Annotated in this window: 27 protein-coding genes and 1 rRNA gene; 14 read left to right on the forward strand and 14 right to left on the reverse strand. The window is 61.8% G+C overall.

Annotated features, from left to right (window positions below):
• Positions 1–154 precede the first annotated feature (154 nt).
• The 3 genes from rrf (at position 155) to AB5Y72_RS06800 (ending at position 4,244) form a co-directional block, all read left to right on the forward strand.
• A 5S ribosomal RNA gene (rrf, locus tag AB5Y72_RS06790) occupies positions 155–269 on the forward strand.
• 362 nt (positions 270–631) lie between these two features.
• Positions 632–949 (forward strand): PTS system regulator TmaR, encoded by a 318-nt coding sequence (tmaR, locus tag AB5Y72_RS06795; protein WP_325783544.1) that lies wholly within the window; start codon positions 632–634, stop codon positions 947–949.
• A gap of 211 nt (positions 950–1,160) precedes the next feature.
• Positions 1,161–4,244, forward strand: a complete 3,084-nt coding sequence (locus tag AB5Y72_RS06800) for a transglycosylase domain-containing protein (protein ID WP_325783545.1) — start codon at positions 1,161–1,163, stop codon at positions 4,242–4,244.
• 64 nt (positions 4,245–4,308) lie between these two features.
• Here AB5Y72_RS06800 and yjgA read toward each other — a convergent pair whose 3' ends face one another.
• Entirely contained in the window at positions 4,309–4,833 is a 525-nt protein-coding gene (gene yjgA / locus AB5Y72_RS06805) for a ribosome biogenesis factor YjgA (RefSeq protein ID WP_042074394.1), read from the reverse strand.
• A gap of 113 nt (positions 4,834–4,946) precedes the next feature.
• Here yjgA and pmbA point away from each other — a divergent pair, with 113 nt between their 5' ends.
• Positions 4,947–6,290 carry a metalloprotease PmbA gene (pmbA, locus tag AB5Y72_RS06810; RefSeq protein WP_325783546.1) on the forward strand — a complete coding sequence of 448 codons (1,344 nt, stop codon included), beginning with the start codon at positions 4,947–4,949 and terminating at the stop codon, positions 6,288–6,290.
• 92 nt (positions 6,291–6,382) lie between these two features.
• Here pmbA and murA read toward each other — a convergent pair whose 3' ends face one another.
• Genes murA through mlaF form a run of 7 tightly spaced genes read right to left on the reverse strand, consistent with a single transcriptional unit; the run spans position 6,383 to position 10,906 of the window.
• On the reverse strand, positions 6,383–7,639 hold the full coding sequence (gene murA, locus AB5Y72_RS06815) for a UDP-N-acetylglucosamine 1-carboxyvinyltransferase (protein ID WP_325783547.1): 1,257 nt from the start codon (positions 7,637–7,639) through the stop codon (positions 6,383–6,385).
• 18 nt (positions 7,640–7,657) lie between these two features.
• A complete protein-coding gene (gene ibaG / locus AB5Y72_RS06820; RefSeq protein WP_010675882.1) occupies positions 7,658–7,915 on the reverse strand; it encodes a BolA family iron metabolism protein IbaG in 258 nt (85 codons plus the stop codon).
• Positions 7,915–8,187, reverse strand: coding sequence for a lipid asymmetry maintenance protein MlaB (locus AB5Y72_RS06825; RefSeq protein ID WP_368198764.1), 273 nt, complete (start codon positions 8,185–8,187; stop codon positions 7,915–7,917). Before AB5Y72_RS06825 ends, ibaG begins: the two co-directional genes overlap by 1 nt.
• The gene (mlaC, locus tag AB5Y72_RS06830) at positions 8,184–8,816 is read right to left on the reverse strand and encodes a phospholipid-binding protein MlaC (protein WP_042074403.1); all 633 of its coding nucleotides are present in this window, start codon (positions 8,814–8,816) and stop codon (positions 8,184–8,186) included. Before mlaC ends, AB5Y72_RS06825 begins: the two co-directional genes overlap by 4 nt.
• A 2-nt stretch (positions 8,817–8,818) precedes the next feature.
• On the reverse strand, positions 8,819–9,319 hold the full coding sequence (gene mlaD, locus AB5Y72_RS06835; RefSeq protein WP_325783549.1) for an outer membrane lipid asymmetry maintenance protein MlaD: 501 nt from the start codon (positions 9,317–9,319) through the stop codon (positions 8,819–8,821).
• A gap of 7 nt (positions 9,320–9,326) precedes the next feature.
• Positions 9,327–10,106 carry a lipid asymmetry maintenance ABC transporter permease subunit MlaE gene (gene mlaE / locus AB5Y72_RS06840; protein WP_042074408.1) on the reverse strand — a complete coding sequence of 260 codons (780 nt, stop codon included), beginning with the start codon at positions 10,104–10,106 and terminating at the stop codon, positions 9,327–9,329.
• On the reverse strand, positions 10,106–10,906 hold the full coding sequence (mlaF, locus tag AB5Y72_RS06845; protein WP_325783550.1) for a phospholipid ABC transporter ATP-binding protein MlaF: 801 nt from the start codon (positions 10,904–10,906) through the stop codon (positions 10,106–10,108). Before mlaF ends, mlaE begins: the two co-directional genes overlap by 1 nt.
• Positions 10,907–11,112: 206 nt before the next feature.
• Between mlaF and AB5Y72_RS06850 the strand changes: the two genes are divergently transcribed.
• From AB5Y72_RS06850 to npr, 10 genes are all read left to right on the forward strand, one after another.
• On the forward strand, positions 11,113–12,108 hold the full coding sequence (locus AB5Y72_RS06850) for a KpsF/GutQ family sugar-phosphate isomerase (RefSeq protein ID WP_325783551.1): 996 nt from the start codon (positions 11,113–11,115) through the stop codon (positions 12,106–12,108).
• Complete coding sequence (gene kdsC, locus AB5Y72_RS06855; RefSeq protein WP_042074412.1) at positions 12,108–12,662, forward strand: 3-deoxy-manno-octulosonate-8-phosphatase KdsC; 555 nt, start codon at positions 12,108–12,110, stop codon at positions 12,660–12,662. The genes AB5Y72_RS06850 and kdsC overlap by 1 nt, the downstream gene beginning before the upstream one ends.
• Positions 12,659–13,219 carry an LPS export ABC transporter periplasmic protein LptC gene (lptC, locus tag AB5Y72_RS06860; protein ID WP_042074414.1) on the forward strand — a complete coding sequence of 187 codons (561 nt, stop codon included), beginning with the start codon at positions 12,659–12,661 and terminating at the stop codon, positions 13,217–13,219. The genes kdsC and lptC overlap by 4 nt, the downstream gene beginning before the upstream one ends.
• Positions 13,206–13,724, forward strand: coding sequence for a lipopolysaccharide transport periplasmic protein LptA (lptA, locus tag AB5Y72_RS06865; protein WP_042074415.1), 519 nt, complete (start codon positions 13,206–13,208; stop codon positions 13,722–13,724). The genes lptC and lptA overlap by 14 nt, the downstream gene beginning before the upstream one ends.
• A gap of 12 nt (positions 13,725–13,736) precedes the next feature.
• On the forward strand, positions 13,737–14,462 hold the full coding sequence (gene lptB, locus AB5Y72_RS06870) for an LPS export ABC transporter ATP-binding protein (protein ID WP_010675872.1): 726 nt from the start codon (positions 13,737–13,739) through the stop codon (positions 14,460–14,462).
• Positions 14,463–14,527: 65 nt separating this feature from the next.
• The gene (locus tag AB5Y72_RS06875; RefSeq protein WP_325783553.1) at positions 14,528–15,967 is read left to right on the forward strand and encodes an RNA polymerase factor sigma-54; all 1,440 of its coding nucleotides are present in this window, start codon (positions 14,528–14,530) and stop codon (positions 15,965–15,967) included.
• A 20-nt stretch (positions 15,968–15,987) separates the two neighbouring features.
• Positions 15,988–16,275, forward strand: a complete 288-nt coding sequence (gene hpf, locus AB5Y72_RS06880) for a ribosome hibernation promoting factor (protein ID WP_005305957.1) — start codon at positions 15,988–15,990, stop codon at positions 16,273–16,275.
• Between the two features lie 2 nt (positions 16,276–16,277).
• The gene (ptsN, locus tag AB5Y72_RS06885) at positions 16,278–16,724 is read left to right on the forward strand and encodes a PTS IIA-like nitrogen regulatory protein PtsN (protein WP_010675870.1); all 447 of its coding nucleotides are present in this window, start codon (positions 16,278–16,280) and stop codon (positions 16,722–16,724) included.
• Between the two features lie 40 nt (positions 16,725–16,764).
• Complete coding sequence (gene rapZ, locus AB5Y72_RS06890) at positions 16,765–17,631, forward strand: RNase adapter RapZ (protein ID WP_042074423.1); 867 nt, start codon at positions 16,765–16,767, stop codon at positions 17,629–17,631.
• A 16-nt stretch (positions 17,632–17,647) separates the two neighbouring features.
• Positions 17,648–17,920, forward strand: coding sequence for a PTS phosphocarrier protein NPr (gene npr / locus AB5Y72_RS06895; protein ID WP_042074425.1), 273 nt, complete (start codon positions 17,648–17,650; stop codon positions 17,918–17,920).
• Positions 17,921–17,934: 14 nt separating this feature from the next.
• On the opposite strand, the gene AB5Y72_RS06900 is transcribed toward npr, so the two are convergent.
• The 6 genes from AB5Y72_RS06900 to AB5Y72_RS06925 all read right to left on the reverse strand — a co-directional run bounded on the left by AB5Y72_RS06900 (position 17,935) and on the right by AB5Y72_RS06925 (position 24,521).
• Positions 17,935–19,839: a PRD domain-containing protein gene (locus AB5Y72_RS06900; protein WP_325783554.1), complete on the reverse strand. Its 1,905-nt coding sequence runs from the start codon at positions 19,837–19,839 to the stop codon at positions 17,935–17,937.
• A gap of 106 nt (positions 19,840–19,945) precedes the next feature.
• Entirely contained in the window at positions 19,946–20,686 is a 741-nt protein-coding gene (locus tag AB5Y72_RS06905; RefSeq protein WP_042074429.1) for a KDGP aldolase family protein, read from the reverse strand.
• Between the two features lie 108 nt (positions 20,687–20,794).
• Positions 20,795–21,910 carry a DgaE family pyridoxal phosphate-dependent ammonia lyase gene (locus AB5Y72_RS06910; protein WP_325783555.1) on the reverse strand — a complete coding sequence of 372 codons (1,116 nt, stop codon included), beginning with the start codon at positions 21,908–21,910 and terminating at the stop codon, positions 20,795–20,797.
• Positions 21,894–23,033 (reverse strand): amidohydrolase/deacetylase family metallohydrolase, encoded by a 1,140-nt coding sequence (locus AB5Y72_RS06915; protein ID WP_325783556.1) that lies wholly within the window; start codon positions 23,031–23,033, stop codon positions 21,894–21,896. The genes AB5Y72_RS06910 and AB5Y72_RS06915 overlap by 17 nt, the downstream gene beginning before the upstream one ends.
• A gap of 49 nt (positions 23,034–23,082) precedes the next feature.
• Positions 23,083–23,733 (reverse strand): DUF4310 family protein, encoded by a 651-nt coding sequence (locus AB5Y72_RS06920; RefSeq protein ID WP_325783557.1) that lies wholly within the window; start codon positions 23,731–23,733, stop codon positions 23,083–23,085.
• Positions 23,734–23,744: 11 nt separating this feature from the next.
• Entirely contained in the window at positions 23,745–24,521 is a 777-nt protein-coding gene (locus AB5Y72_RS06925; RefSeq protein ID WP_042074437.1) for a DUF4311 domain-containing protein, read from the reverse strand.
• Positions 24,522–24,527 lie beyond the last annotated feature (6 nt).

Raw genomic sequence — 24,527 nt, forward strand, 5'->3', positions numbered from 1 at the left:
GATAGGTGGGGTGTGTAAGCGCGGCGACGTGTTGAGCTAACCCATACTAATTACCCGTGAGGCTTAACCATACAACACCCAAGAAGTGTTCGAAGGCTTGTAGCAGATACCGAGAACGAATAATTAAATCAGCTTTTTCAGATTGAAGATTTTGCCTGGCGGCAATAGCGCAGTGGAACCACCTGACCCCATGCCGAACTCAGAAGTGAAACGCTGTAGCGCCGATGGTAGTGTGGCATTCGCCATGCGAGAGTAGGACACTGCCAGGCACCCAACACGAAGAACCCCGCTCATTTGAGCGGGGTTTTTTATTGCCTGAAATGTCTGTTCGCCGTTGTCCTGCCCCTCGCTCCCTCTTATTTATATCTCTGCATGGAGTGGCCTATTTGCCCGCTGTCATTGCTTGGCGTATGGACATGACTTTACCTGAGCACCCACCGCTGTGCATCAGATTGTCCAGTTGGCTCTCTTCTGTTTAAACCCGGTATCGGGCCTGCGATTGGGGTTGTATCTGCATCATAACTCGGTAGAGTAAAGGGCATTCTAGGTTTGCCCATGCCATGCCTTCGTCTCTTTATCTGGTACTGGGAATACCGATCAGTTTTCATTCACCTTCAGTAGTGGTATCGATATGGAACAAGTAAACAAGTCTACCTTCAGCGATGTGTTGGAATATGTGCGTATGTCCCGTCGTCAGAACAAGCTCAAGCGTGAGATCGCGGATAACGAGAAGAAGATCCGTGACAACCAGAAGCGGGTCCTGCTGCTCGACAACCTGAGCGACTACATCAAGCCCGGCATGAGCATCGACGAGGTACAGGCCATCATCGCCAACATGCGTGCGGATTATGAAGAGCGGGTTGATGACCACATCATTAAGAACGCAGAGCTCTCCAAGGAGCGCAAGGAACTGAGCACCAAGCTGAAAGGCATGGGTACCAGCAAGTAATCCCGCCCTGCTCTCGCAAACACCGGCCTTGGGCCGGTGTTTCATTTTCCCCTCAGCTCGGATCTCTTGCCGCGCTGCAACAATCGGCTCCCATTTTCACAATTGCCCTGTTAACATCGCTGCAAAGCAGTCAATAGTTTTCAAGCCCTTGACTTGAAACGACTAAGCTTGATTGAAAGACAATAAATTGCGCAACCATGGTGGGGCTGATATGGGCGCATCAAAACAGACGGATTCGAATAAAGTGGCATCTCAGGATTCATCCGTCCCGCATGCGGACGGGCAACATCAGCGCAAGCGTCGCCCTTGGTGGCGCTGGTTGTTCTGTTTTATCTTCGTGCTTTGCCTGGCTGCCGTGATTGCCCTGGTCGGCTATGAGATGAAGACATCACGGCTGCAGTCGCAGGAGGTCTCCCGCTATGCAGCCAAGCTGACGTATCAGCTTGAACCCGGCCCCAGCAAACAGATCGCCTTCCCGGACGATGGCCCCTTCGACAAGCGCCTTGGCTATGTGCTGATGCCCATGATCCAGGAGCGTCTAACCCAGCGCGGCTATCAGGTGAGCGAGCAGGTGCGTTTTTCTGATGCACTCTACAACTATGCCAGCCATGGTTTCTTTGTCCCTTACACCGAGAAGGTTCAGGCTGGGCTGACGCTGCATGACTGTCGTGCCGAGCCCTTCTACCAGTACAAGTATCCGACCCATTACTATCCGGATTTCAACGCCATACCGCCTCTGGTAATACAGTCGCTGCTGTTTATCGAGAACCGGGATCTGCTGAGCAACAAGGAGCCCCTCGCCAACCCGGCCGTGGACTGGCCACGCTTCGCCAAGGCGGCCCTGTCTCAGGTGGGCAAGGCATTGGACATGCAGGATCAGTCGGCCGGCGGCAGTACCCTGGCGACCCAGGTGGAGAAGTATCGTCACTCTCCCGATGGCCTGACCGTTTCGCCGACCGAGAAGATCCGCCAGATGGTCTCTGCCAGCGTGCGTGCCTATCGTCTGGGGCCCGAGACTCTGGAGGCGCGCAAGCTGGTTGCCTGGGCTTATCTCAACTCGGTGCCGCTCTCTGCCGCCCCGGGATACGGCGAGGTTCATGGTCTGGGGGATGGGCTCTGGGTCTGGTTCGGGGCCAATGTGGACGAGGTCAATCGTCTGTTGGACCCCGCCCGCAATCAGGACGCTACCTTGGCCGAACAGGGCTTGGCACTGCGCCAGGTCGTTTCCCTGATGATTGCCCACCGTCGCCCCTCCTACTACCTGGCTCAGGGCCGGGAGGCATTGTCGACCCTGACAGACAGCTACCTGAGACTGTTCGTGCAGGAAGGGATGATCACGCCCCCCCTGATGGAGTCCGCCCTCAAGGCCCAGCTGGTCTTCCGCGATTTCCTGCAGGCACCGGCCATCACCCGGGTCAACAACAACAAGGGCCTGCAGGTGGCTCGAACCCGTCTGAGCCGCCAGCTCGGGGTTCAGCTCTATGACCTGGACCGCATGGATCTGACGGCCAATACCACCCTCAACATGCCGCTGCAAAACGAGGTCTCACGTTATCTGCAGCAGTTGGCGGATCCCGCCTTCGCCGCCCAGGTCGGCCTGTTTGGTGAGCGCCTGCTCTCGCCGGAGAAAACGGGGGACGTGAAATACAGCTTTACCCTGTTCGAGAAGACCCCGGAAGGGGTCAAGGTGCGCGTGCAGACCGACAACACGGATCAGCCGTTCGATATCAACGAGGGAAGCAAGCTGGAGCTGGGGTCCACCGCCAAGCTGAGGGTGCTGACCACCTATCTCGAGATCGTCACCGAGCTGCACGACAGCTACGGGAACATGCCGGCCGAGAGTCTGCGCAAGATCGAGGTCTCCGATCAGGACAACATCAGCCGCTGGGCCATTTCCTATCTGATCAATGCCAGGGACCGGAGCCTGCCCGTGATGCTGGAGGCCGCGCTGGACCGCAAGTACTCCGCGAGCCCCTATGAAGGCTTCTTCACCGGGGGCGGCATGCACACCTTCAACAACTTCCGCAAGGAGGACAACGGTCGCATCCCCCCTATCCGCGATGCCTTGCGTGAATCCATCAACCTGCCGTTCGTGCGGCTGATGCGGGATATAGTGCGCTACAGCCTTTACAAGGAGGGCAACCGTGCCCAGTTGCTCAAGGATGACAAGGATCCGCGCCGCACCGAGTATCTCGCCAAGTTTGCCGACAAGGAGGGCCAGACTTATCTGCTGCGCTTCTGGCGCAAGTATCGCGGCAAGACGGTGGAAGAGCAGCTCGATACCTTCCTCGACGGTCTCAAGCCCAGCGCCGTGCGTCTCGCGGCCGTGCATCGCTACCTGATGCCGGAGGCGTCGCAGGCGGAGTTTGCCGCCTTCCTGGCGAAGCGCCTGCCACGGGAGAAGCTGAGCGAGAAGCGGGTCGAGCAGCTCTATGTCAGCTACGGTCCGGGTAAGTATTCACTGCCGGACCAGGGCTATATCGCCCGGGTCCACCCCCTGGAGCTGTGGCTGCTCTCCTATCTCAGGGCGTTTGACAAGGCGACCTTCGCCGACGCCGTCGAGGCCAGCCGGGACGAGCGTCAGGAGGTCTACAGCTGGCTGTTCAAGACCCGCCATCGCAGTGCCAGGGACAGCCGGATCCGTACCATGCTGGAGGTCGAGGCCTTCCTCGACATCCATCAGCGCTGGGCACGCCTGGGTTATCCGTTCGACCATCTGGTGCCCTCCCTGGCAACCGCCCTTGGCAGCTCGGGTGACAGGCCGGCGGCTCTGGCGGAGTTGATGGGGATCATCCAGAACGGCGGGATGCGGGCGCCGACCCTGCGCATCGAGCATCTCTCCTTCGCCAAGGACACCCCCTTTGCCACCGCCTTTGAGCCGGCCAATACCCAAGGGGTCAGGGTGATGCCGGTCGAGGTGGCGGATGCCCTGCGCAACGCCTTGTCCAAGGTGGTGGAAGGGGGCACGGCGCGGCGCATCGCCGGAGCCTTCGCCCTGCAGGACGGCACCATCCTGGCCCTGGGGGGCAAGACGGGGACGGGGGACAACAGGATCGAGACGGTTGGCCGCTACGGCAATGTGACCAGCTCGCTGGCCCGCAACCGTACCGCGACCTTTGTCTTCTACATCGGGAATGATCACTTCGGCACCCTGACGGCCTATGTGCCGGGCAGCCAGTCCGACAAGTTCCGCTTCACGTCGGCGCTACCGGTGCAGGTACTCAAGGGGATGGCCCCCCTGCTGGTGCCTTATCTGCAGCCCGGCACCCATACCCAGTGTATGGCGGGCAACTGATCTAGCATAAAAAACGGGGCCTGATTGGCCCCGTTTTTGTTTCTGCCGTCAGCAGGCTGCTGGCTTACAGCTGGTCTTCGATCTCGCCGCGCAGGTACTGGTACATCTCGCGATAGGCGACCGGCGGCTTGTTCAGCTCCCGCTCCTTGTTGGCGGTCCGGATCAGCTGGCGCAGCTTCTGGCGGTCCAGTTCGTGGAACTGGGACATCAGCTCGTTGAGGGCGCTGTCACCCTCGGTGATCAGGCGCTCGCGCCACTGTTCGAGACGATGCAGACGGGCGTTCACGGTGGAGTGGCGCATCTTGATGATGGAGAGGGCCTCTTCGATGGGGCCGACATCGCGGCTGCGCATCAGGCGACCGATGAACTGCAGATGGCGGCGGAAGGACTCATCCTTCTTGGGCTTGAGCTTGCGGCCCAGCTCGACCGCTTCGGCCAGCTCCTCGTCCAGCGGGATCTTCTCCAGCTCGCTGTGGCTCAGGGAGACGATCTCTTCCCCCATCTTCTGCAAGGCCTCGGCATCGCGCTTGAGCTGGCTCTTGCTGGGGCCCCAGTCTTCCCACTCGTTGTCGTCTTGATATTGACTCATCGGTCTCTAGATTCCTGTCATTCACGTTTGGCGGATATGTTACCAGCTTCTCCCGCTGGGCGCAGGGGTCTGATATGCTTAGCCTCTTTCCTTCCTTCATACAGATGTGAGTTATGGACCAGCAAGATCAAATCCGCCAGGATCAAGCCCATCTCGAGGCCGTGGTCGCCGAGGCCCTGGCGATAGCAAAAGGGCTGGGCGCCGGGCTTGCCGAAGTCTCCATCAGCAAACAGACAGGCCTCTCGGTGAATACCCGGGGCTGCGAGCTGGAAAGCATCGAGTTCAACAAGGACGGGGCGCTCGGCATCGCCGTCTATCGCGATGGCTGCAAGGGCTCCTCGTCCACCACGGATCTGACCAAGCCGGCCATTCGTGCCGCCGTGGAAGCGGCCATGGAGATCGCCCGCCATACCTCTCCCGATGAGTGCGCCGGCCTCGCGGATGCGGATCTGCTGGCCTGGGATGCGCCGGATCTGCAACTCTGTCACGCCATCGAGCTCGATCCCCAGCGCGGCATCGAGCTGGCCATCGAGTGCGAGCGACTGGCCCTGGGGCGCGACGCCCGCATCAAGCACTCCGACGGCGCCAGTTTCTCCAGCCATCTGGGGGTGAAGGTCTATGGCAACAGCCACGGCTTCGTCAAAGGCTATGCGGCATCGCGCAACTCCCTGAGCTGCGTGCTGATCGGCGAGCAGGACGGCGATATGCAGCGGGACTATGGCTACTCCTCCAGCCGCTCCCTGGACGGGCTCTGGAGCCCGCAGCGCATCGCCGACGAGGCGGTGGAGCGCACCGTCTCCCGCCTGGGAGCTCGCAAGATCAGCACCCGTCACGCCCCCGTGCTGTTCCACCCCGATACCGCAGCCGGGCTCTGGGGCCACCTGGTGATGGCCATCAGCGGGGGCAACCTCTATCGCAAGTCGAGCTTCCTGCTGGACAAGCTGGGCAAGCAGATCCTGCCCGAGTGGCTCACCATTCAGGAGTTCCCCCACTTGCTGGGGGGGCTCGCCAGCACCCCGTTCGACGGGGAGGGGGTGCGTACCCGCGACCTGGACATAGTCCGCGACGGCGAGCTGATGAGCTGGCTGCTCACCTCCTACTCCGCCCGCAAGCTGGGGCTGACCACCACGGGCCACGCCGGGGGCATCCATAACTGGCAGGTCTCCAGCACAGGTCAGGACTTCCAGGGCATGCTCAAGGAGATGGGCACCGGCCTGCTGGTGACGGAGCTGATGGGGCAGGGGGTCAACATCGTCAATGGCGACTACTCCCGCGGCGCTGCCGGTTTCTGGGTGGAGAACGGCGAGATAGCCTATCCGGTGGAGGAGATCACCATAGCGGGCAACCTGGCCGAGATGTTCAGCCATATCGTGGCGGTGGGGATGGACGAGGACGAGCGTTCCAGCCTCAAGACCGGCTCTGTGCTGGTCGAGCAGATGAAGTTGGCGGGGCACTGATCTCCCTCTGCCCTGTCTGAATCGCGACCATGAAAAAGGCCCCCTCGCCTGGCGAGGGGGCCTTTTTATGCACGGCTCATGAGGAACCGGACTTATTCCTTGATGCGCTCGATGCGACCGCCCAGGCCTTGCAGCTTGTGCTCGATATCTTCGTAGCCACGGTCGATGTGATAGATGCGATCGACTATGGTGGCCCCTTCGGCCACGAAGCCGGCCAGCACCAGGCTGGCGGAGGCGCGCAGATCGGTCGCCATCACCTGGGCACCCTTGAGCTGGTTGGTGTCGCGGCAGATGGCCACGTTGCCCTGCAGTTCGATTTCGGCGCCCATCCGTACCAGCTCGGGCACGTGCATGAAGCGGTTCTCGAAGATGGTCTCGGTGACCATGCCGGTACCCTGGGCGACCGCGTTCAGGACGGTGAACTGGGCCTGCATGTCGGTCGGGAAGGCCGGGTAGGGGGCGGTCTTGATGGTAACCGGCTTCAGGGGGCGGCCCGTCATGTCCAGGGTGATCCAGTCCTCGCCCTTCTCGATCAAGGCGCCTGCCTCTTCCAGCTTGACCAGCACGGCTTCCAGCAGACTCGGATCCGTGTTGCGGCAGGTGATCTTGCCGCCGGTGACCGCTGCGCCCACCAGGAAAGTCCCGGTTTCGATGCGATCAGGCTGCACGCTGTAGCTGCCACCGTGCAGACGCTCGACGCCGTCGATGGTCAGGGTGTCGGTACCCGCACCCTGAATGTTAGCTCCGAGCGCGTTGAGGAAGTGGGCCAGATCGACCACCTCCGGTTCCCGCGCGGCGTTTTCGATCACGGTGCGACCGTCGGCCAGGGCAGCGGCCATCATCAGGTTCTCGGTACCGGTGACGGAGACCATGTCCATCAGGATGTGGGCACCCTTCAGGCGGCCGTCGACACGGGCCTTGATATAGCCGTCCTCGATGGTGATCTTGGCGCCCATCAGCTCCAGGCCGTGGACGTGCAGGTTGACCGGGCGGGCACCGATGGCGCAGCCGCCGGGCAGGGAGACGTCGGCCGCCCCGAAGCGGGCCGCCAGCGGACCCAGCGCCAGGATGGAGGCGCGCATGGTCTTCACCAGCTCGTAGGGGGCGACGTGGTTGTTCACCGCACCGGTCAGCACAGTCACATTGCCGTTGACCTTGGTGGTGGCGCCCAGCATCTCCAGCAGCTTGAGGGTGGTGCCGACGTCTTTCAGACGCGGCACGTTGGAGAGCTGCACCTCTTCGTCGCACAGCAGGGTGGCGAACAGGATGGGCAGGGCGGCGTTCTTGGCGCCGGAGATGGTCACTTCACCGGAGAGGGTGCAGGGGCCGGTGATCTTGAATTTGTCCATGGTTACTTCTTTACCAAATCAGGAGGGCAGCTGGAATTTACGCTCGCGTTTCCACTCGGCGTCGGTATAGGCCTTGATGGAGAGAGCGTGGATCTCGTTGGTGGCGATCTTGTCCATCAGGGGGGCATAGATGGCCTGTTGTTTCTTGACCCGGCTCATGCCGTCAAACATGTCGCCGACGGCGATCACCTGGTAGTGACTGCCATCCCCTTTGACATGGACTTCGGACAATGGCAAAGCCTCGAGGAGTATCGCTTCAATTTCAGAGACTTGCATTATGAGTCCTCAGTTGTGAGCGGGGTTGAATGAAAGAGGCCGGCCACCCCGTAGAGGTTGGTCAGCGTATGAAAATCGTCGGAGGCGCCCACCAGTGTCGGTGTGGCACCTCGTGCCAGGGCCGCCTTGGCCCATTTGACCAGCAGGGCCAGGCCGGCGGAATCCAGGGTGGTGACGGCACCGAGTTCGAGTCGGTCGTCCTGCCACCAGTCGGCGCGGCGTTGCCACAGATCGTTGACCTGGGCAGCCTGCAAGTCACCGCTCAGGATCATGACTTGATGACCAGCGGCTTGGCATTGTGTTCGCGCAGCTGGGCAATCACCGCGTCGATGCCGTTCTGGCGGATGAGGCCGCCGAGCTCGTTCTGCTTGGCAGAGAGCAGGCTGATCCCTTCTGCGACCATGTCGAAGGCTTTCCACTCGCCGGTCTTGTTGTTCTTGCGCAGCTTGAATTCGAGGAAGATGTCCGGCTTGCCGGCCTCTTTCACGCTGACGTTGACGGCGGTGATGTTGCTCTCGGCGGCCTTGCCCGGCTGAACCTTGACGGTCTGCTTGTCGAAGTGGGCCAGGGCATCGGCGTAGGAGCTCACCATGTACTCGGTGAAGACGTCGACGAAGGCGTCACGCTGGGCCGGGGTGGTCTGCTTGATCTGGTTGCCGAGCACCTTGTAGGCGGCGAAGCGGTTGTCCACATAGGGCAGCAGCTCCTCGCGGATGATCACCCTCAGGTGGTCCGGGTTGCTCTTCACCTGGGCCTGGTCGGCTTTCAGGCGGGCAAAGGTCTGCTGGGCGGCCTGATCCACCAGGGCGTAAGGATCCGAGGTGTTGACATCCGCCCGGGCGACGAGGGAGAACAGCATGCTGGTCATCAGACCCAGCAGCAGGGCGACTTTCTTGAACATGGTTACTCCTTGGTTGCGGGTGTATTGGCGGCCGGAGAGGACTGGCTGTAAAGGAGCTTGCCAATCAGGTCTTCCAGCACGATGGCGGACTTGGTGTCTTCGATCATGTCGCCGTCCTTGAGCATGCTGGTGCCCATCTCCTCGTCGGTGAAGCCAGGAGCCAGACCGATGTACTGCTCGCCGAGCAGACCTGAGGTGAGGATGGAGAGGGTGCTGGTTTCGGAGAACTCGCCGGCACTCTTCTGCATCTGCAGGGAGACGACGGGCACCTGGCTCTTGGCATCCAGGCTGATGTCGCTGACACGACCGACGACGACACCGCCCACCTTGACCGGCGAGCGTACTTTCAGGCCGCCGATATTATCGAAATGGGCGCGCAGGGTATAGGTTTCTCCTTCCGGTTTGAAACTCAACCCCGCCACTTGCAGCGCCAATGCCAGAATGGCCGCGATGCCAGCCAGCATGAAGGCGCCAACCAGAAATTCTACTTTGCTGAACTTCATCTTTCCCTTATCCAAACATGACTGCGGTGAGTATAAAATCCAGACCGAGCACGGCCAGGGATGAGTGGACCACGGTGCGGGTCGTCGCCTGACTGATCCCGGCCGAGGTCGGTTTGGCATCATAGCCGTTGAAGAGCGCGATCCAGGTGACCACCAGGGCGAAGATCAGGCTCTTGATGGCCCCTTGCATGATGTCGTCCTGCCAGTCGACGGAGGCCTGCATGGCGGACCAGAAACTGCCCTCATCCACCCCCAGCCAGTCCACGCCAACCAGCTTGCCGCCGAAGATGCCGATGAGGCTGAACATGAAGGCCAGCAGCGGCATGCTGATGACACCGGCCCAGAAGCGTGGCGCCACGACGCGGCGCAGGGGATCGACGGCCATCATCTCGAGGCTCGAGAGCTGCTCGGTGGCCTTCATCAGGCCGATCTCGGCGGTGAGGGCCGAGCCCGCGCGACCGGCGAACAGCAGGGCGGTGACCACGGGGCCCAGCTCCCGCAGCAGGGAGAGGGAGACCAGGGGCCCCAGGCTCTGCTCTGCGCCGAAATCCTTCAATACGTTGTAGCCCTGCAGCGAGAGCACCATGCCGATGAAGAGGCCCGACACCAGTATGATGGCGACGGACTGTACACCCACTACGTAGAGCTGCTGCACCAGCAGCGGGAAGTGCTTGCGTGGCTGGGGACGGCCCGCCAGCGCATGAAACAGCATGATGGTGGCGCGGCCGATGGCGCTGATGAAGCGCACCCCGCTCCGACCCAGCTTGCTTACCTGAGTTGTCAACATCACAGATCCTGTAGCAGGTCGCCTGCCGGAAAATGAAACGGAACAGGACCGTCGGGCAATCCTTTCAGGAACTGCTCGACTTCGGGGTTGTGCTCTTCGCGCAGTTGCTCCGGCGTGCCCTGGGCCACCACCTTGCGGTTGGCGATGATGTAGGCGTAGTCGGCGATGCTCAGCACCTCTTTCACGTCGTGGGTGACGATGACGGAGGTGATGCCGAGGGCGTCGTTGAGCTCCTTGATCAGCTTGACCAGCACCGCCATGGTGATGGGATCCTGACCGACGAAGGGCTCGTCATACATGATGAGATCCGGATCCAGCGCGATGGATCTGGCCAGGGCCGCGCGTCGGGCCATGCCGCCGGAGAGCTCGGAGGGCATCAGTTTCGCCGCGCCGCGCAAGCCCACCGCCTGCAGCTTCATCATGACGATGGTGTGGATCAGCTCCTCCGGCAGACCGGAGTGCTCCCGCAGCGGAAAGGCCACGTTGTCGAAGACCGTCATGCCGGTGAACAGGGCGCCGCTCTGGAACAGCATGCTCATCCGCTTTCGCACTTCATACAGCCGGCTGCGCGAGAGGGTGGGGATGTCTTCCCCGTCAAACAGGATGTGACCGGATTCAGGCTTCAGCTGGCCCCCGATCAGGCGCAGCAAGGTGGTCTTGCCGATCCCGCTCGGCCCCATGACGGCGGTGACCTTGCCACGGGGAATGGTCAGGTTGATCCTGTCGTACAGCAACCTATCTCCGTGACTGAACGTCAGGTCGGAGATGGTGATCAGGTCATCGTTCAAACAATTGTCCATCCGGTATAAATGAAGAGCGAATTTTATGGGCTAGTCTAGGTCTAAGCAACAGCGAGGAACAACTATTGAGCGGGTTTCCCCCCCAAAGATGCGACAGTTTTATGTAACAACTTGCATCAACGACCAGCCCTTCCGCATCCGATTCGCTTATCTCGGCAGACTTTTTTATAATCCCGCAGCAAATTTCGGCCCGGAGCTGTGCCTTTATGTCTGTAAAGCCTGAAAAAGTGTCTGAATTGTTCGATTTCCGTCGCAGTGCCCGTGCGGTGCTGGACATAGAAAAACAAGCCATAGATGGGCTCTACCAGTACCTTGACGAAGCCTTCGAGCGCGCCTGCGAGATGGTGCTGCGCTGCGGCGGCAAGATAGTGGTGACCGGCATGGGCAAGTCGGGTCATATCGGCAACAAGATTGCCGCGACCCTGGCCAGCACGGGGACGCCCGCCTTCTTCCTGCACCCGGGCGAGGCCAGCCACGGGGATCTGGGGATGATCTCCAGCGGGGATCTCATCATCGCCATCTCCAACTCCGGCGAGAGCGACGAGATCCTGGCCCTGCTGCCGGTGCTCAAGCGTCGCGGCATTCCACTCATCTGCATGACAGGCAACCCGGCCTCCACCATGGCGAAAGAGGCCAATGTGCATCTGTGCATCAAGGTGGAGAAGGAGGCCTGCCCCCTCGGTCTGGCCCCCACCTCCAGCACCACCGCGACCCTGGTGATGGGGGACGCGCTGGCCGTGGCCCTGCTGGAGGCCCGTGGCTTCACCGCCGATGACTTCGCGCTCTCCCATCCTGGCGGGTCGCTGGGCAAGCGGCTGCTGCTGCGGGTCGGCGATCTGATGCACAGCGGTGAGCTGTTGCCCAAGGTGGGGATAGATGCCACCATCAGCCAGGCGCTGCTGGAAGTGAGCCGCAAGGGGCTCGGCATGACGGCGGTGGTGGATGAACGGGGGCTGCTTGCCGGCCTGTTCACCGATGGTGACCTGCGCCGCATTCTGGACCTGCAGGTGGATATCCATCACACCCCCATCAGCCGCGTCATGACGGTGAACTGTGTTACCGTAGGACCTGAGATGATGGCGGCCGAGGCCGTCAAACTGATGGAAACCAGAAAGATCAACGGGTTGTTGGTCGTGGACGGGGAAAGACGTCCGCTGGGCGCCTTCAACATGCACGACCTGCTGAAAGCCGGAGTAATTTGATGCAAGACGTACCGACCCTCTATGGTCCGGTGACGCGCAGCCAGTACGAGAGGGCGGCGCAGATCCGCCTGCTGGTGTGCGATGTGGATGGAGTGCTCTCCAATGGCTTCATCTATATGGGCAACAATGGCGAAGAGCTGAAGACCTTCTGCACCCGCGACGGCGCCGGCATGCGGGCCCTGCTCAATGCGGGCATCGAGATCGCCATCATCACGGGGCGCAACTCCCGCATCGTCAGCGATCGCATGAAGGGCCTGGGGGTGCAGCACCTGGTGCAGGGGGCGGATCAGAAGCTGCCCCACTTCGAGGCACTGCTGGCCAAGCTGGGGCTGGATGCATCACAAGCAGCCTATATGGGGGATGACACCATAGACCTGCCGGTGATGCAGGCCTGTGGCCTGGGTATCGCCGTGGCGGACGCCCATCCTCTGGTGCTGGCGCGGGCCGACATGGTGACGCGGCTGGGAGGCGGTGTCGGTGCGGTGCGCGAGGTGTGCGATCTCATCCTCCAGGCCAAGGGCCTGGGAGACTATCAACCCGAGGCGTCGATATGAACAAGCAGACGGTGCTCTTCGGACTGCTGTTCCTGGTGGCGCTGGCGGCCTGGCAGCTTGGCGAGATCGAGCTGGCCCCGGAGCCGACCACCAAGGTGGAGAACTTTCAGCCGGACTTCACCGCCAGGAACCTGGTGACGACCCGCTTCAACGAACTGGGCAAACGGACCGAACGGCTGGAGTCGGAATACGCGGAGTATTACCAGATCCTCGAGCAGGCCACCTTCGACAAGCCGGTGGTCTACATGTTCGACGAGAAGGGGGAGGCCGAGTGGAAGCTGACGGCCGAGACCGGGGTGCTCAACACCGATGACAATGTGATCCTGCGTGACAAGGTGCATCTGGACGGCCTGCTGCCGACCTCGTTCATCTCCACGCTGGACAGCCCTTATCTGGAGCTGGATCTGGTGACTCAGGAGATGAGAAGCAACCAGCACATCAGCATAGTGGGCCAGGAATTCCAGACCGAAGGCGTGGGCCTGAAGGGTCACCTGGAACGTAAATATTTCGAATTACTGGATAAAGGCCATGCCACTTATTTCAATGAAAAACGTTAATCTGGCCCTCACGACCCTGCTGCTGTGCGGCACCCTGAGCGCCAAAGAGTCCGACTTCGCCGAGAAGGTCTATGTGGATGCGGTCAAGCAAGTGGCCGAGATGCAGGACAACCGCATCACCTTCAGCGAGGACGTCATCATCACCCAGGGCACCATCAAGATTCAGGCCGACAAGGTGGTGGTGATCCGCTCCGGCGAGAAGGGGGCGGAAGTGATGACGGCCTATGGCAATCCGGCCACCTTCTTCCAGGTGCTGGACAACGGCAAGCCGGTCAATGCCCACGGCAACAGCATCCGTTACGAACTGAAGAACCGGCTGGTGACCATCACCGGCAACGGCCAGCTCAAGCAGGAAGACAGCCAGGTGAACGGGGATCTCATCCGCTACGACATCGTCAAACAGAAGATGATCGCCGAGAGCAAGGGGCCGGCCCAGCGCGTCAAGACGGTGTTCCTGCCGGATCAGGTCGAGAACTTCGACAAGCCCGCCGACCAGAAGAAGTAGGAAACAGAAACCATGGCAGTGTTAAAAGCAACGGGTCTGCAGAAGAGCTACAAGCGCCGCATGGTGGTCAGCGACGTGAGCCTGGAGGTGGGAACGGGCCAGATCGTGGGACTGCTCGGCCCGAACGGGGCGGGCAAGACCACCTCCTTCTACATGATCGTGGGCCTGGTGCAGCGGGATGCCGGTCTCATCACCATCGACGAGCAGGACATCAGCCTGCAGCCCATGCACATCCGAGCCCGCAACGGCATCGGCTACCTGCCGCAGGAGGCCTCCATCTTCCGGCGCCTGTCGGTGTTCGACAACCTGATGGGGGTCATGCAGACCCGCAAGGGGTTGAGCCGGGAAGAGCGGGAGGATAAGGTCGAACAGTTGCTGGAAGAGTTCAACATCACCCATATCCGCGACAGCCTGGGGCAGAGCCTCTCGGGCGGGGAGCGCCGCCGGGTCGAGATCGCCCGGGCACTGGCGGCTGAGCCGCGCTTCATTCTGCTGGATGAGCCCTTCGCCGGTGTTGATCCTATTTCCGTCATAGACATCAAAAAGATCATCCAGCATTTGAAAGAACGCGGGCTGGGTGTGCTGATCACCGACCACAACGTCAGAGAGACGTTGGATGTGTGCGAGAAGGCCTACATCGTCAGCCACGGCAAGATGATTGCCGAAGGTGCGCCGGCCGACATCCTCGCCGATGAGCAGGTCAAGCGCGTCTATTTGGGCGATCAATTCAGTCTATAGTAAGGGGGCACCCCTCATTTTTGTTAGGTGACTGCCTCGCTGAACATAAGGATATCCCGACGTAGATGAAGCCGACATTACAGTTGCGCCTCGGTCAGTCCCTGACCATGACGCCACAATTACAACAAGCGATTCGTCTGCTCCAGCTCTCCACCCTGGAACTCCAGCAGGAAATTCAGCAAGCGCTCGACAACAACCCCTTGCTGGAGCAAGAGGAGAACGAGGCGCAGGAAACCAGTGAGGCAGAGACAAAGGACGCCAGTCAACTCGACTCCAGCGATGCCATGGCCCAGGAGAGCATGCCGGACGAACTGCCGGTGGACACCACCTGGGACGAGGTCTACTCCGCCGGTACGGCCCAGAGTGCAGGGCCCATTCACGACGGGGAGGACAGCATCTATCAGGGGGAAACCACCGAAAACCTGCAGGACTACCTGCTGTGGCAGATGCGGCTCACCCCCTTCAGCGATGTGGATGCGGCGATCGCGCTGGCCATCATCGATGCCATCGACGAATCCGGCTATCTGACGGCCACCCTCGAAGATATTCAGGCTGCAGTCAGCAGCGAAGAGGTAGAAGTCGAACTGGATGAGGTCGAAGCGGTGCTCAAGCGGGTGCAACATTTCGATCCGGTCGGCATCGCCGCCCGCTCGGTACAGGAGTGCCTGCTTATCCAGCTCGGCCAGTATTCGCCTGAATTGCCCTGGCTCAACGAGGCCAGGGAGGTGATCCGCGAGCACATGGATCTGCTCGGCAATCGCGACTATCGCACCCTGGCTCGCAAGACCCGCCTCAAGGAGAGCGATCTCAAGGAGGTGCTGGACCTCATCCAGCAACTGGAGCCCAGGCCCGGCAACGGCATCATCCAGAGTGAATCCCAGTACGTGATCCCGGATGTGTCCGTGGTCAAGAAGGGGAGCAAGTGGGTGGTGGAGCTCAATCCGGACTCGGCACCGCGCATCCGTGTCAACGAGGCCTATGCGGCCATGGCGCGCAATGCCCGCAGCAGCACGGATACCCAGTTCATCCGCTCCCATTTGCAGGAGGCCAAGTGGTTCATCAAGAGTCTGGAGAGCCGCAACGACACCCTGCTCAAGGTGGCCAGCTGTATCGTCGAGCAGCAGCAGGGCTTCTTCGAGTATGGCGAAGAGGCGATGAAACCCATGGTGCTCAATGACATCGCCGAGGCCGTGGAGATGCATGAGTCGACCATTTCTAGGGTCACGACCCAGAAGTACATGCATACGCCCCGCGGCATCTTCGAACTGAAGTTTTTTTTCTCCAGTCATGTCAATACGGAGGGAGGAGGAGAGTGCTCATCGACCGCTATTCGTGCGCTCATCAAGAAGCTGGTGACGGCGGAGAACCCCGCCAAGCCGCTTAGTGATAGCAAGATCGCGGATTTGCTGGCCGAACAGGGTATTATGGTGGCGAGACGCACGATCGCAAAGTACCGTGAATCCTTGTTGATCCCGCCATCCAATCAGCGCAAACGCCTGGTTTAGGCAAACAAAAGGAAGACGTTATGCAAATCAACCTGACCGGACACCATGTCGAGATTACCGAAGCTCTGCGTGACTATGTGAACAACAAATTTGCCAAACTCGAGCGTCACTTTGACCATATCAACAACGTACATGTGGTGTTGAGCGTCGAAAAACTGAACCAGATCGCCGAAGCCAAGCTGCATGTCAGCGGGGGAGAGGTGTTCGCCAATTCGCAGCATGCCGACATGTATGCGGCGATTGATACCCTGCTGGATAAACTGGATCGGCAGATCATCAAGCACAAAGATAAGTTAAATCAAAAATAACTATGCAACTTGAACACATACTGAGTCGGGACTGCACCAAGAGTGCGGTCCCTTGTACCAGCAAGAAACGTGCGCTAGAGATCATCAGTGAACTGGCCGCAGAGCGCCTCGGTGCCTCCCGCCAGGTGCTGTTTGAGAGCCTGCTGGCGCGTGAAAAGATGGGCAGTACCGGGATCGGTGCCGGTATCGCCATTCCCCACGGCCGGATCGACGATGCTTTTGCCCCGACCGCCGTATTGATGACCTTCTCCGAACCCATCCCTTTCGATTCTATCGACAATCAACCGGTTGACCTGCTCTTTGCATTGCTGGTGCCGGAAAGCGAGTGCAAACAGCACCTCAAGACCCTTTCCCTGATGGCATCCAAGCTGGGTGACAAGGCCGTCTGCCGCCAGTTGCGCCAGGCGACCAGCGACGAAGAACTCTATCAGATCATGACGTCGGCCTGAGGCCGGGTCTGACACAGCCACGTTGGCGTGAGGGGACAAGATGCAGTTAATAGTGGTAAGCGGTCGTTCGGGCTCCGGCAAGACGGTAGCCCTGAGGGTGCTGGAGGATCTCGGGTACTACTGCGTGGACAACCTGCCGGTCAACCTGCTGCCCCAGCTGATCGTCTCGGTGGAGAGCCAGTATGACAAGCTGGCGGTCAGCATCGACGTGCGCAACCTGCCAGCCCAGACAGACAGGCTGGAGAGCCTGCTGAGCCAGGTTCGCAACGAGGGACGGGTGAAGTTTTCGAGCTTCTTCTTCGACGCGGACAACACCACCCTGCTCAAACGCTACGGCGAGAGCCGCCGTCTGCATCCCCTGTCCCGCAACAAGCTGTCGCTGGACGAGGCGATCCGGGAAGAAACCCATCTGCTGGCGCCGCTCTCCTCGACCGCCGACCTGCGCATCGACACTACCAACCTCAGCATTCACGATCTCAGCGAGCTCATCAAGACCCGGGTGCTCGGCAAGAAAGAGAACGAACTGGTGCTGGTGTTCGAGTCGTTCGGCTTCAAGTACGGCATTCCCAAGGATGCGGACTTCGTGTTCGACGCCCGTTTCCTGCCCAACCCGCACTGGATCCCCGAGCTCAAGCCCTTCACCGGCAAGGATGAGCCCGTGGCCAACTACCTCTCGAGCCAGCCCGACGTCATGCTGTTCATCCAGCAGATCGAGAACATGCTGGGGACCTGGCTGCCCCATCTGGAGCGCAACAATCGCAGCTATGTGACCGTCGGGATCGGCTGCACCGGTGGCCAGCACAGGTCGGTGTTCATCGCCGAGCGGCTCGCCAGCGCATTCCGGCTGCTTGGCAAGAACGTGCAGATCCGCCATCGCACGTTGGACAAGCGTTCAAACCCCGCCTGACACACAGGATGCTCAGATGACAGTTTCCGCCTCGGTAGAAGTCAAAAACAAGCTAGGCATTCACGCCCGACCGGCTATGATGCTGTTCGAGCTGGTACAGGGATTCGATGCCCACGTGTTGCTGCGCAACGAGGATGGCGTGGAGGCCGACGCGGACAGCGTGATCGGCCTGCTGATGCTGGACTCCGCCCAGGGCAAGCAGGTGGAGGTGCAGGTGGAGGGCCCCGAAGAGGTGGAGGCCCTGGCCGCCGTGGTGGCGCTGTTCACCTCTGGCTTCAACGAGGAGTAAATTCCCCCGTTGCCTCAGGGAGCGCTGCGCGCCAGCGCCTTGAAGGCGGCAAACTCCCGACAAGCCAGTAGGTTCCTGCTGGCTTTTTCGTTCATCAGCGCCAGAAACAGGTCGTAAAGTCCCATCGCCTCCTCGTAGTCGGCCTTGGCGATGGCCAGCACGAAGATCAGGGTGGCGCTCTCCCCGTTGCCCCAGTCGATCCCCTGTGGCGCCAGCACCGTATAGACCAGGGTGCGGCGCGCCAGCAGACCGAGGGAGTGGGGCAGGGCGATGCCGTCCCCCAGCAGGGTGGAGACGATCCGCTCCCGCTCCTGTAATGATCCCCGAAAGCCGGTTTCCACCAGGTCTTCCGCCTCCAGCTGGCTGCAGATGCGATCAAACAGCGCCGCCTGACTGAGAGGTTCATCAAGCACCATGAAGTGGTCGGCATCGAAGTACTTGTCGAGCAGGTAGGGGCGGGTGCGATCGACCAGCACCAGCTTGCCGAGCTGCTCCAACTGGTATTGGGTCGGGAAGGGGGCCACCTGCACCACGGGGGCATTTTTCTCGCTCACCTTGACGGTACTGATGACGAAATCCTGTTCGACCCGCACCAGCCCCTCGTAATCCCGCACCGACTCCAGCGTGGTCAGCTGAAGCTGGGGGTATTCCCGCCGGATACGCGCCTCCAGCACCCGGAAGGTGGCGTTGCCCGCATCGCACAGCAGCAGCGCCTGGGGGCGCCGGGTGTAACCGATGTCATGGTGGCGCTCCAGGCCGACCCCGATGTGGATCACCAGGTAGCCTATCTCGTGATGGGTCAGGTGGTACGGGGTCTGCCTGATCCACTCCGAGATGGCCGCCAGCGTGATGTCGTAGGCGAGGGGGTAATACTGCTTGATGTGGTCCGCCAGGGGATTGTGGCTGCCGATCTGGTACTTGACCCGCAGCAGCATGACGCCGATGTGGGTCTGCAGGTCGGCCCGCAATTGCGGATCGCCGCGAAGGTCATAAGGGTAGTGCTGGTGGATGTAGTCCAGCAGGTGTGCCACCAGTTGCTCGCTTTCGGCCGCCATGGCCGGGCTGAGCAGGGGCGTCTCCGCGGTGAGGCGTGCCTGGATCTGGATGGCGAGGCAGGCGATCTCCTCCTGCCCCGGCGGGGTCAGGGTCGGCAGCTCGGCATAGATGTCGCGGGCCACCGCAGCCAGGGCCGGCGTGATGTCATCGCTGGCAAACTGCTGCAACTCGTGGCCGGACGCCTGGCGCAGCAGGGCGACGGCGCAGTAGACGGTGACTTGCTGCAGGCTCTCGTCGGCCAGACGCAGCTGATGGCGACCGAGTTGCTCGTGAATGTGGTTGCCCACTACCTCCAGCGTCTTGCTGGGGCAGAGGGTGGGCAGCAGGCTCTGGAGCGGATGCCGGTGCAGCAGCTCCTGGCAGAGCAGCTGGGTGAGGCAGGCGCGGATCGCCGTCTCGCCCCCCTGGATGCGCATCCCCAGCCGGGGTCTGCTGTCGATGGCGAGCCCGAAGTGGGCGAGCCGCTCCCGCACCTCCGTCATGTCACCCTGCAAGGCCGCCCGGCTCAGATACCAGGTGTCCGCCAGTTCGTCGAGCTTGATCCCCTGCTCCGCCTTCAACAGCAGGATCTGCAGGTGCAGCACTCGCTCGCGGCTGGTGCGGGGCAATCCGCTCTCCTGCTCCTGGGCCGCCAGCAGCGCCTCGAACAGCCCCTGATTGTAGATCTTGAGCTGATAGCCGCTGCCGCGCTGGTGGATCAGGTGGGCACCCCGGGTGGCGATGAGCTCGTTCAGGGTCGCCACGTCGGTACGCACCGTACGGGTGGAGACATTGAGGCGGCGGGCCAGCTCCTCCTGCGGCAGCGGCTCGGCGTGGAGCAGGGTGAGCAGTTGCTGGAGTCTGGGGTGGGGCAGCTTGATCATGAGGCGGGATCGGACTCCTGTCGCGGAATGAAAAATCGATGTTAACAAGGGGGTCATTGACAAGCCAGGCACCGGTCAGTGATCGGACCGGTGCCTGAGGGTGTCGCTATGCCAGCAGTCCTTTCATCGTGGCCAGCAGGGTACGCACGTCCTCGGGACGGGTCTGACCGCTCTCGCTGTCGATGATGGAGCTGTAGATGTGGGGGATCACCTTCTCGACCCCGGCATCCAGCGCGATGCGCACTATCTCCTCGAAATTGTCGAGATCGATGCCGCCGGTGGGCTCCAGCCAGAAGCCGTGACGGGCGCAGGCCTCGGCCACCGCCTGATACTCGGCGCGGCACGCCAGGCCTCCCATGGGGAAGAACTTGACCGAACTGCCGCCCATGTCCTTGAGCAGGGCGATGGCGGTGTCGATGGGCACAATGCCGTCCGGCTGCTGGCTGCTCAGGGGACCGGTGGAGATCTTCACCATCCCCGGGGTGCCGGTGGGGGAGACAAGGCCGTTCACCAGGGTGTCAGACTGGCCGAGCAGTGCCCGGCTGGCGCCAACGCCAGTGAACACCTGGTTGACGTGCTGGGGCTGGAGCTGGCGGGCCAGCTCGGCCACCATGGTGGACTGGCGAGGATCGCCTGCCCCCAGCCCGATGGAGAGGGCGTTGTCGATAAGCCTGGCGTAAGCCTGCATGTCGGCCACCGCGGAGGACACATCCGGGTAGTTTTTGGAGAGCACACCGACCAGCACGTGGCCCTCGGCAGCCTCATAAATGTCGACGGCATTTTGTCGGGAGCCGGCCAGCACGTTGAGGCAGACCCGATCGCGGTAGTAATTGGGGGTAAGAGACATCAGTTGTTCTCCTGAATCAGAGGTAGCTGTCGACGACGGCGTGCTGTTTGAAACCCGGTAATGCGTTTTGGCAGACCCGAATGCGGTTGTCGTTGGGAACAAGGGACATCAGCGGTTCTCCTGAACGAGGTGGGCGATGGCGGCATGGATCTGGTCGAGCTGGGGCAGGGTGACGCTGCGCACGTCTATCTCGATGTGCCCCTCATTGGCCTTGTAGCCGCGGCAGTAGATGGCAGGCGTGCCCTGCTGCAGGCGTGCGACGACCTGCTCTGTGGTCATACCGATCTGCTGGTGGTCGAAGGCGATATCGGTGCGGGCGATGTCGCGCCCAGCGCTGTCCCACACCACCCGGGCCTTGACGCCGGGCAACTGGTTGAGGCGTTCGATGAAGGGGGTCATCTTGGCGACCATGGCGGTACCGCTCTCCTTCTCCTTGGCCAGGTAGCGCTCGATGGCGTGGGTCAGGCCGAGGATCCCCTCCTTGCCCACCTTCATGGCACGGCCGATGCCGTTGGCCTGCTGCTTGACCCACTCCACGTACTGGCGCTTGCCGAGCACCAGCCCGCTGGTGGGCCCTTCGATGGCCTTGGCGCCGCTGTAGATGACCAGATCCGCTCCCTGGTTGTAGTAGAGACGCAGATCCTCCTCGGCCGCCGCATCGACGATGAGCGGGATCCCGTGGGCCCTGGCCACCTCGGCCGCCTCGGCCACCGACAGAATGCTCTTCTGCACGCAGTGGTGGGACTTGATGTAGAGGATGGCGGCGGTACTGGCATTGATGGCGGCGGCCAGCTGGGCGGCAGAGCACTCGTTGGCGTAGCCGGCCTCCACCACCTTGCCGCCCCCCAGGTTGACCATGGTGCCGACGGGGGCACCGAAGTTCACGTTGTGTCCCTTGGGCAGCACGATGTCGCTCGGCACATTGTGGGCATGGGCGTGCAACTGCTCGAGGCGGTAGGGGTCGCCGCGCACTATCACCGCGGCCACCGACTGGGCGATGCCGGCGCTGGCGCAGGAGACCACCACCGCATCTTCCACATCCAGCAAGCCCGCCAGGTAGGCGCCGGTCTTGTTGATCAGATCCTTCACCTCGAAGTAGTGGCCGAGGCCGAAGTTGACAGCCTCGACCACCTCCTGCTCGGGGGTGGAGACGCCGAGCAGGGTCATGCGCCCGGAGGCGTTGATCACCGGTTTGAGCCGGTATTTCTCATACACGGAAGGCATGGTGTGATTTCCCATAGTGAGTCAGAACCAGTTCGCCGCCGACCAGGGCGGCGAGGGGCATCAGTTGCCGATCGCCACTGCGGGCGCCGGCTTCGGTATCGGTAAAGAGGGTGGGGCCGTTCATCACCTCGAACAGGGTCAGATCGGCATCGGCGCCCACCTCGAGTCGCCCCTTGCCGGACAGGCGCAGGGCGTCGGCGGCCTGGTGGGTGACGCAGGCGAGCACCTGCTCCAGCGTCATGCCGATGGCGAGAAATTTCGACATCACGTGGGCCAGGCTGTAGACCGGCCCCTTGATGCGGTTCTTGCAGTAGATGTCGGAGCTGATGGTGTGGGGCAGGATCCCCTGCCGAATGGCCGCTTCCGCCACCTCGAAGCTGAAGCTGGCGCCGCCGTGGCCGATGTCGAGCAAGAGTCCACGCCGCATCGCTTCGCGCACCGCCTGGCGCAGCTCGCCCGCCGGAGTCAGGATGCGATTCGGCTTGCCGTTGAAGCAGTGGGTCAGCAGATCGCCGTCCCCCAGCAGGGCGACGATCTCGTCCAGATCCGGCGGCGTGTTGCCCACGTGCACCATGAGCGGCAGGTTGCCGTTGGCCTGCTGGATCTGCTTGGCCATGCGCAGGGGTTGCAGACCGTTCTCGCCCACCACGCTGCCGCTCATGCGTGCCTTGATGCCGACGATGAAGCCGGGGTGGCGGGCAATGGCCGCCGAGGCGAGATCCATGTCGAGGTCCCGGCTGTCGGCCAGCTCGTTCTGGCGCAGCAGGCCGATGCGGGAGATGTTGAGCAGGGCGTGGACCCGGGTCTTGCAGGTGGCGGCTATGCGCTGGAAGTCGTCCACGTCGTCGGCGCCCGTGCTGCCGGCGTCGATGACGGTGGTGACGCCGGACGCCACCCCCACCTTGTCCGGTTCATCGCAATAGATGGGGGAGGCGGGATAGCAGTGGGTGTGGCCGTCGATCCAGCCGGCGCTCACATGCACCTGTCCGGCCAGAGTGAGGGTTTGCTTCGCCTCCGTGGTCTCTGGCAGCGCACCCAGGGCCGCTATCCTTCCGTCCAGGATGGCGATGTCGACAAGCTGCCCGTTTCCCAGGCGTCCCGCCCTGATGATCATGTCGTACATGCTGATGGCCTCGACAAGGCCGCCCCGAGGGGCGGCGGTGATTCCGGGCTTATGCCAGGGCGATGGGGAAGAAGGTGCCGAACAGCATGGCTCCCAGGATGGCGCCACCCGTGATGGGCTTCTCCCAGAGGTAGAACACCAGGGCGCCCAGCAGGGATCCGATGCCGATGGGGATGGAGGCCCCCATGGCGGAGAGGATGATGAGGGGGCCGAGGAAGCGGCCCGAGCTGTTGCCGGCCCCCATCATGACGTCCGCCCCGTAGGTGGAGTCGCTCTGGTTGATGGTGAACTTGCGCGCCAGGATGATCACATAGCCGATGGCCAGACCAATCCCCATGCCGGTGATCAGGGAGGCGGTGAAGTTTTCCACCGGATAGACGATGCCTGCCCCCAGCAGCAGGGCGGGCACGCCAAGGCCGACCCCGGTCTGGATGGCGCCGCCGATGTCCAGGATCCCCACCAGGGAGCCCTCTATGATGCGGGCGAACAGGAAGCTGGCGCCGAAGGCGGCCACCGCACCGTAGGCGCCGGTGTCCATCCCGGCCTTGAGCATGGCAACGAAGGCCACCTCGTTGAAGGCACCGACCCCGTAGAGGTAGAACATATGGGTACCGGCGAAGACGCCGGAAGAGAGCAGACCGACGAAAATGAGGAAGGACCAGTCGGCATACCAGAAGTTGTTTCTCAGTTTCTCATCCATGGTGTGATCCCTTATTTGCCACTCAGCAGGTTGTGGACGTTCTCCAGCCACAGGGGGATCCCCAGGTGGAAGGACTCGATCAGTTTCATGTCGAAGCCGCGGAAGAAGCCGCTCAGCACGAACAGCAGCACGATGGCGCTCATCATGACGCGGGTGACGTGGTTCCAGCCGCTCTCTTCCACCCCCTTGCCGATCAGGATGCCGAGCACCAGGCCTGGTACCGCGTTGCCCATGATGAGCTGGGCCAGACCGCCGAAGATGGTGGCCCAGAAGCCGGACTTCTTGCCCGCCTCGATGGCGGCCAGCCAGAAGATCACCGGCATGACGGTGTTGACCAGCAGGTTGGCGGCCGGCACCAGCACCTTGACCGCGGTGACCTGCAGGGCGGCGGGGACGGCGGCGGCGGTGCTGTTGAGGAAGGCGACCACGATGGCACCTATGATGCCGCAGGCGATGGCCATCTTCCTGGGGTCGTGCAGGGTGGTGGCGAGATCCCGGTTCTTGATCATCAGGGCCGCCGCGCCCCAGTTCGGCAGAATGCGGTGATCCACGTCCTGGGTGAAGGCGCCGGCCGCGACCGTGGAGGCCCAAGCGTTGAAGAAGAAGCCCAGACCGAACGAGAAGTGGGAGGCGGGATCCCCTTCGCAGGAGTTGAGCTCGCCCAGGGTACGGAAGGCCCCCATGCCCTGTACGGTCGGGGCGTGGAACATCCGCGCCGCACCTGCCCCCACCCCGACGCCCACCAGGCCGCCGATGATGAGTGACTTCATCAAAATGATTAGAAACATCCAACT

Origin of the sequence: Aeromonas sp. R7-4 (assembly GCF_040908055.1) — a bacterium.
GTDB lineage: Bacteria > Pseudomonadota > Gammaproteobacteria > Enterobacterales > Aeromonadaceae > Aeromonas > Aeromonas sanarellii.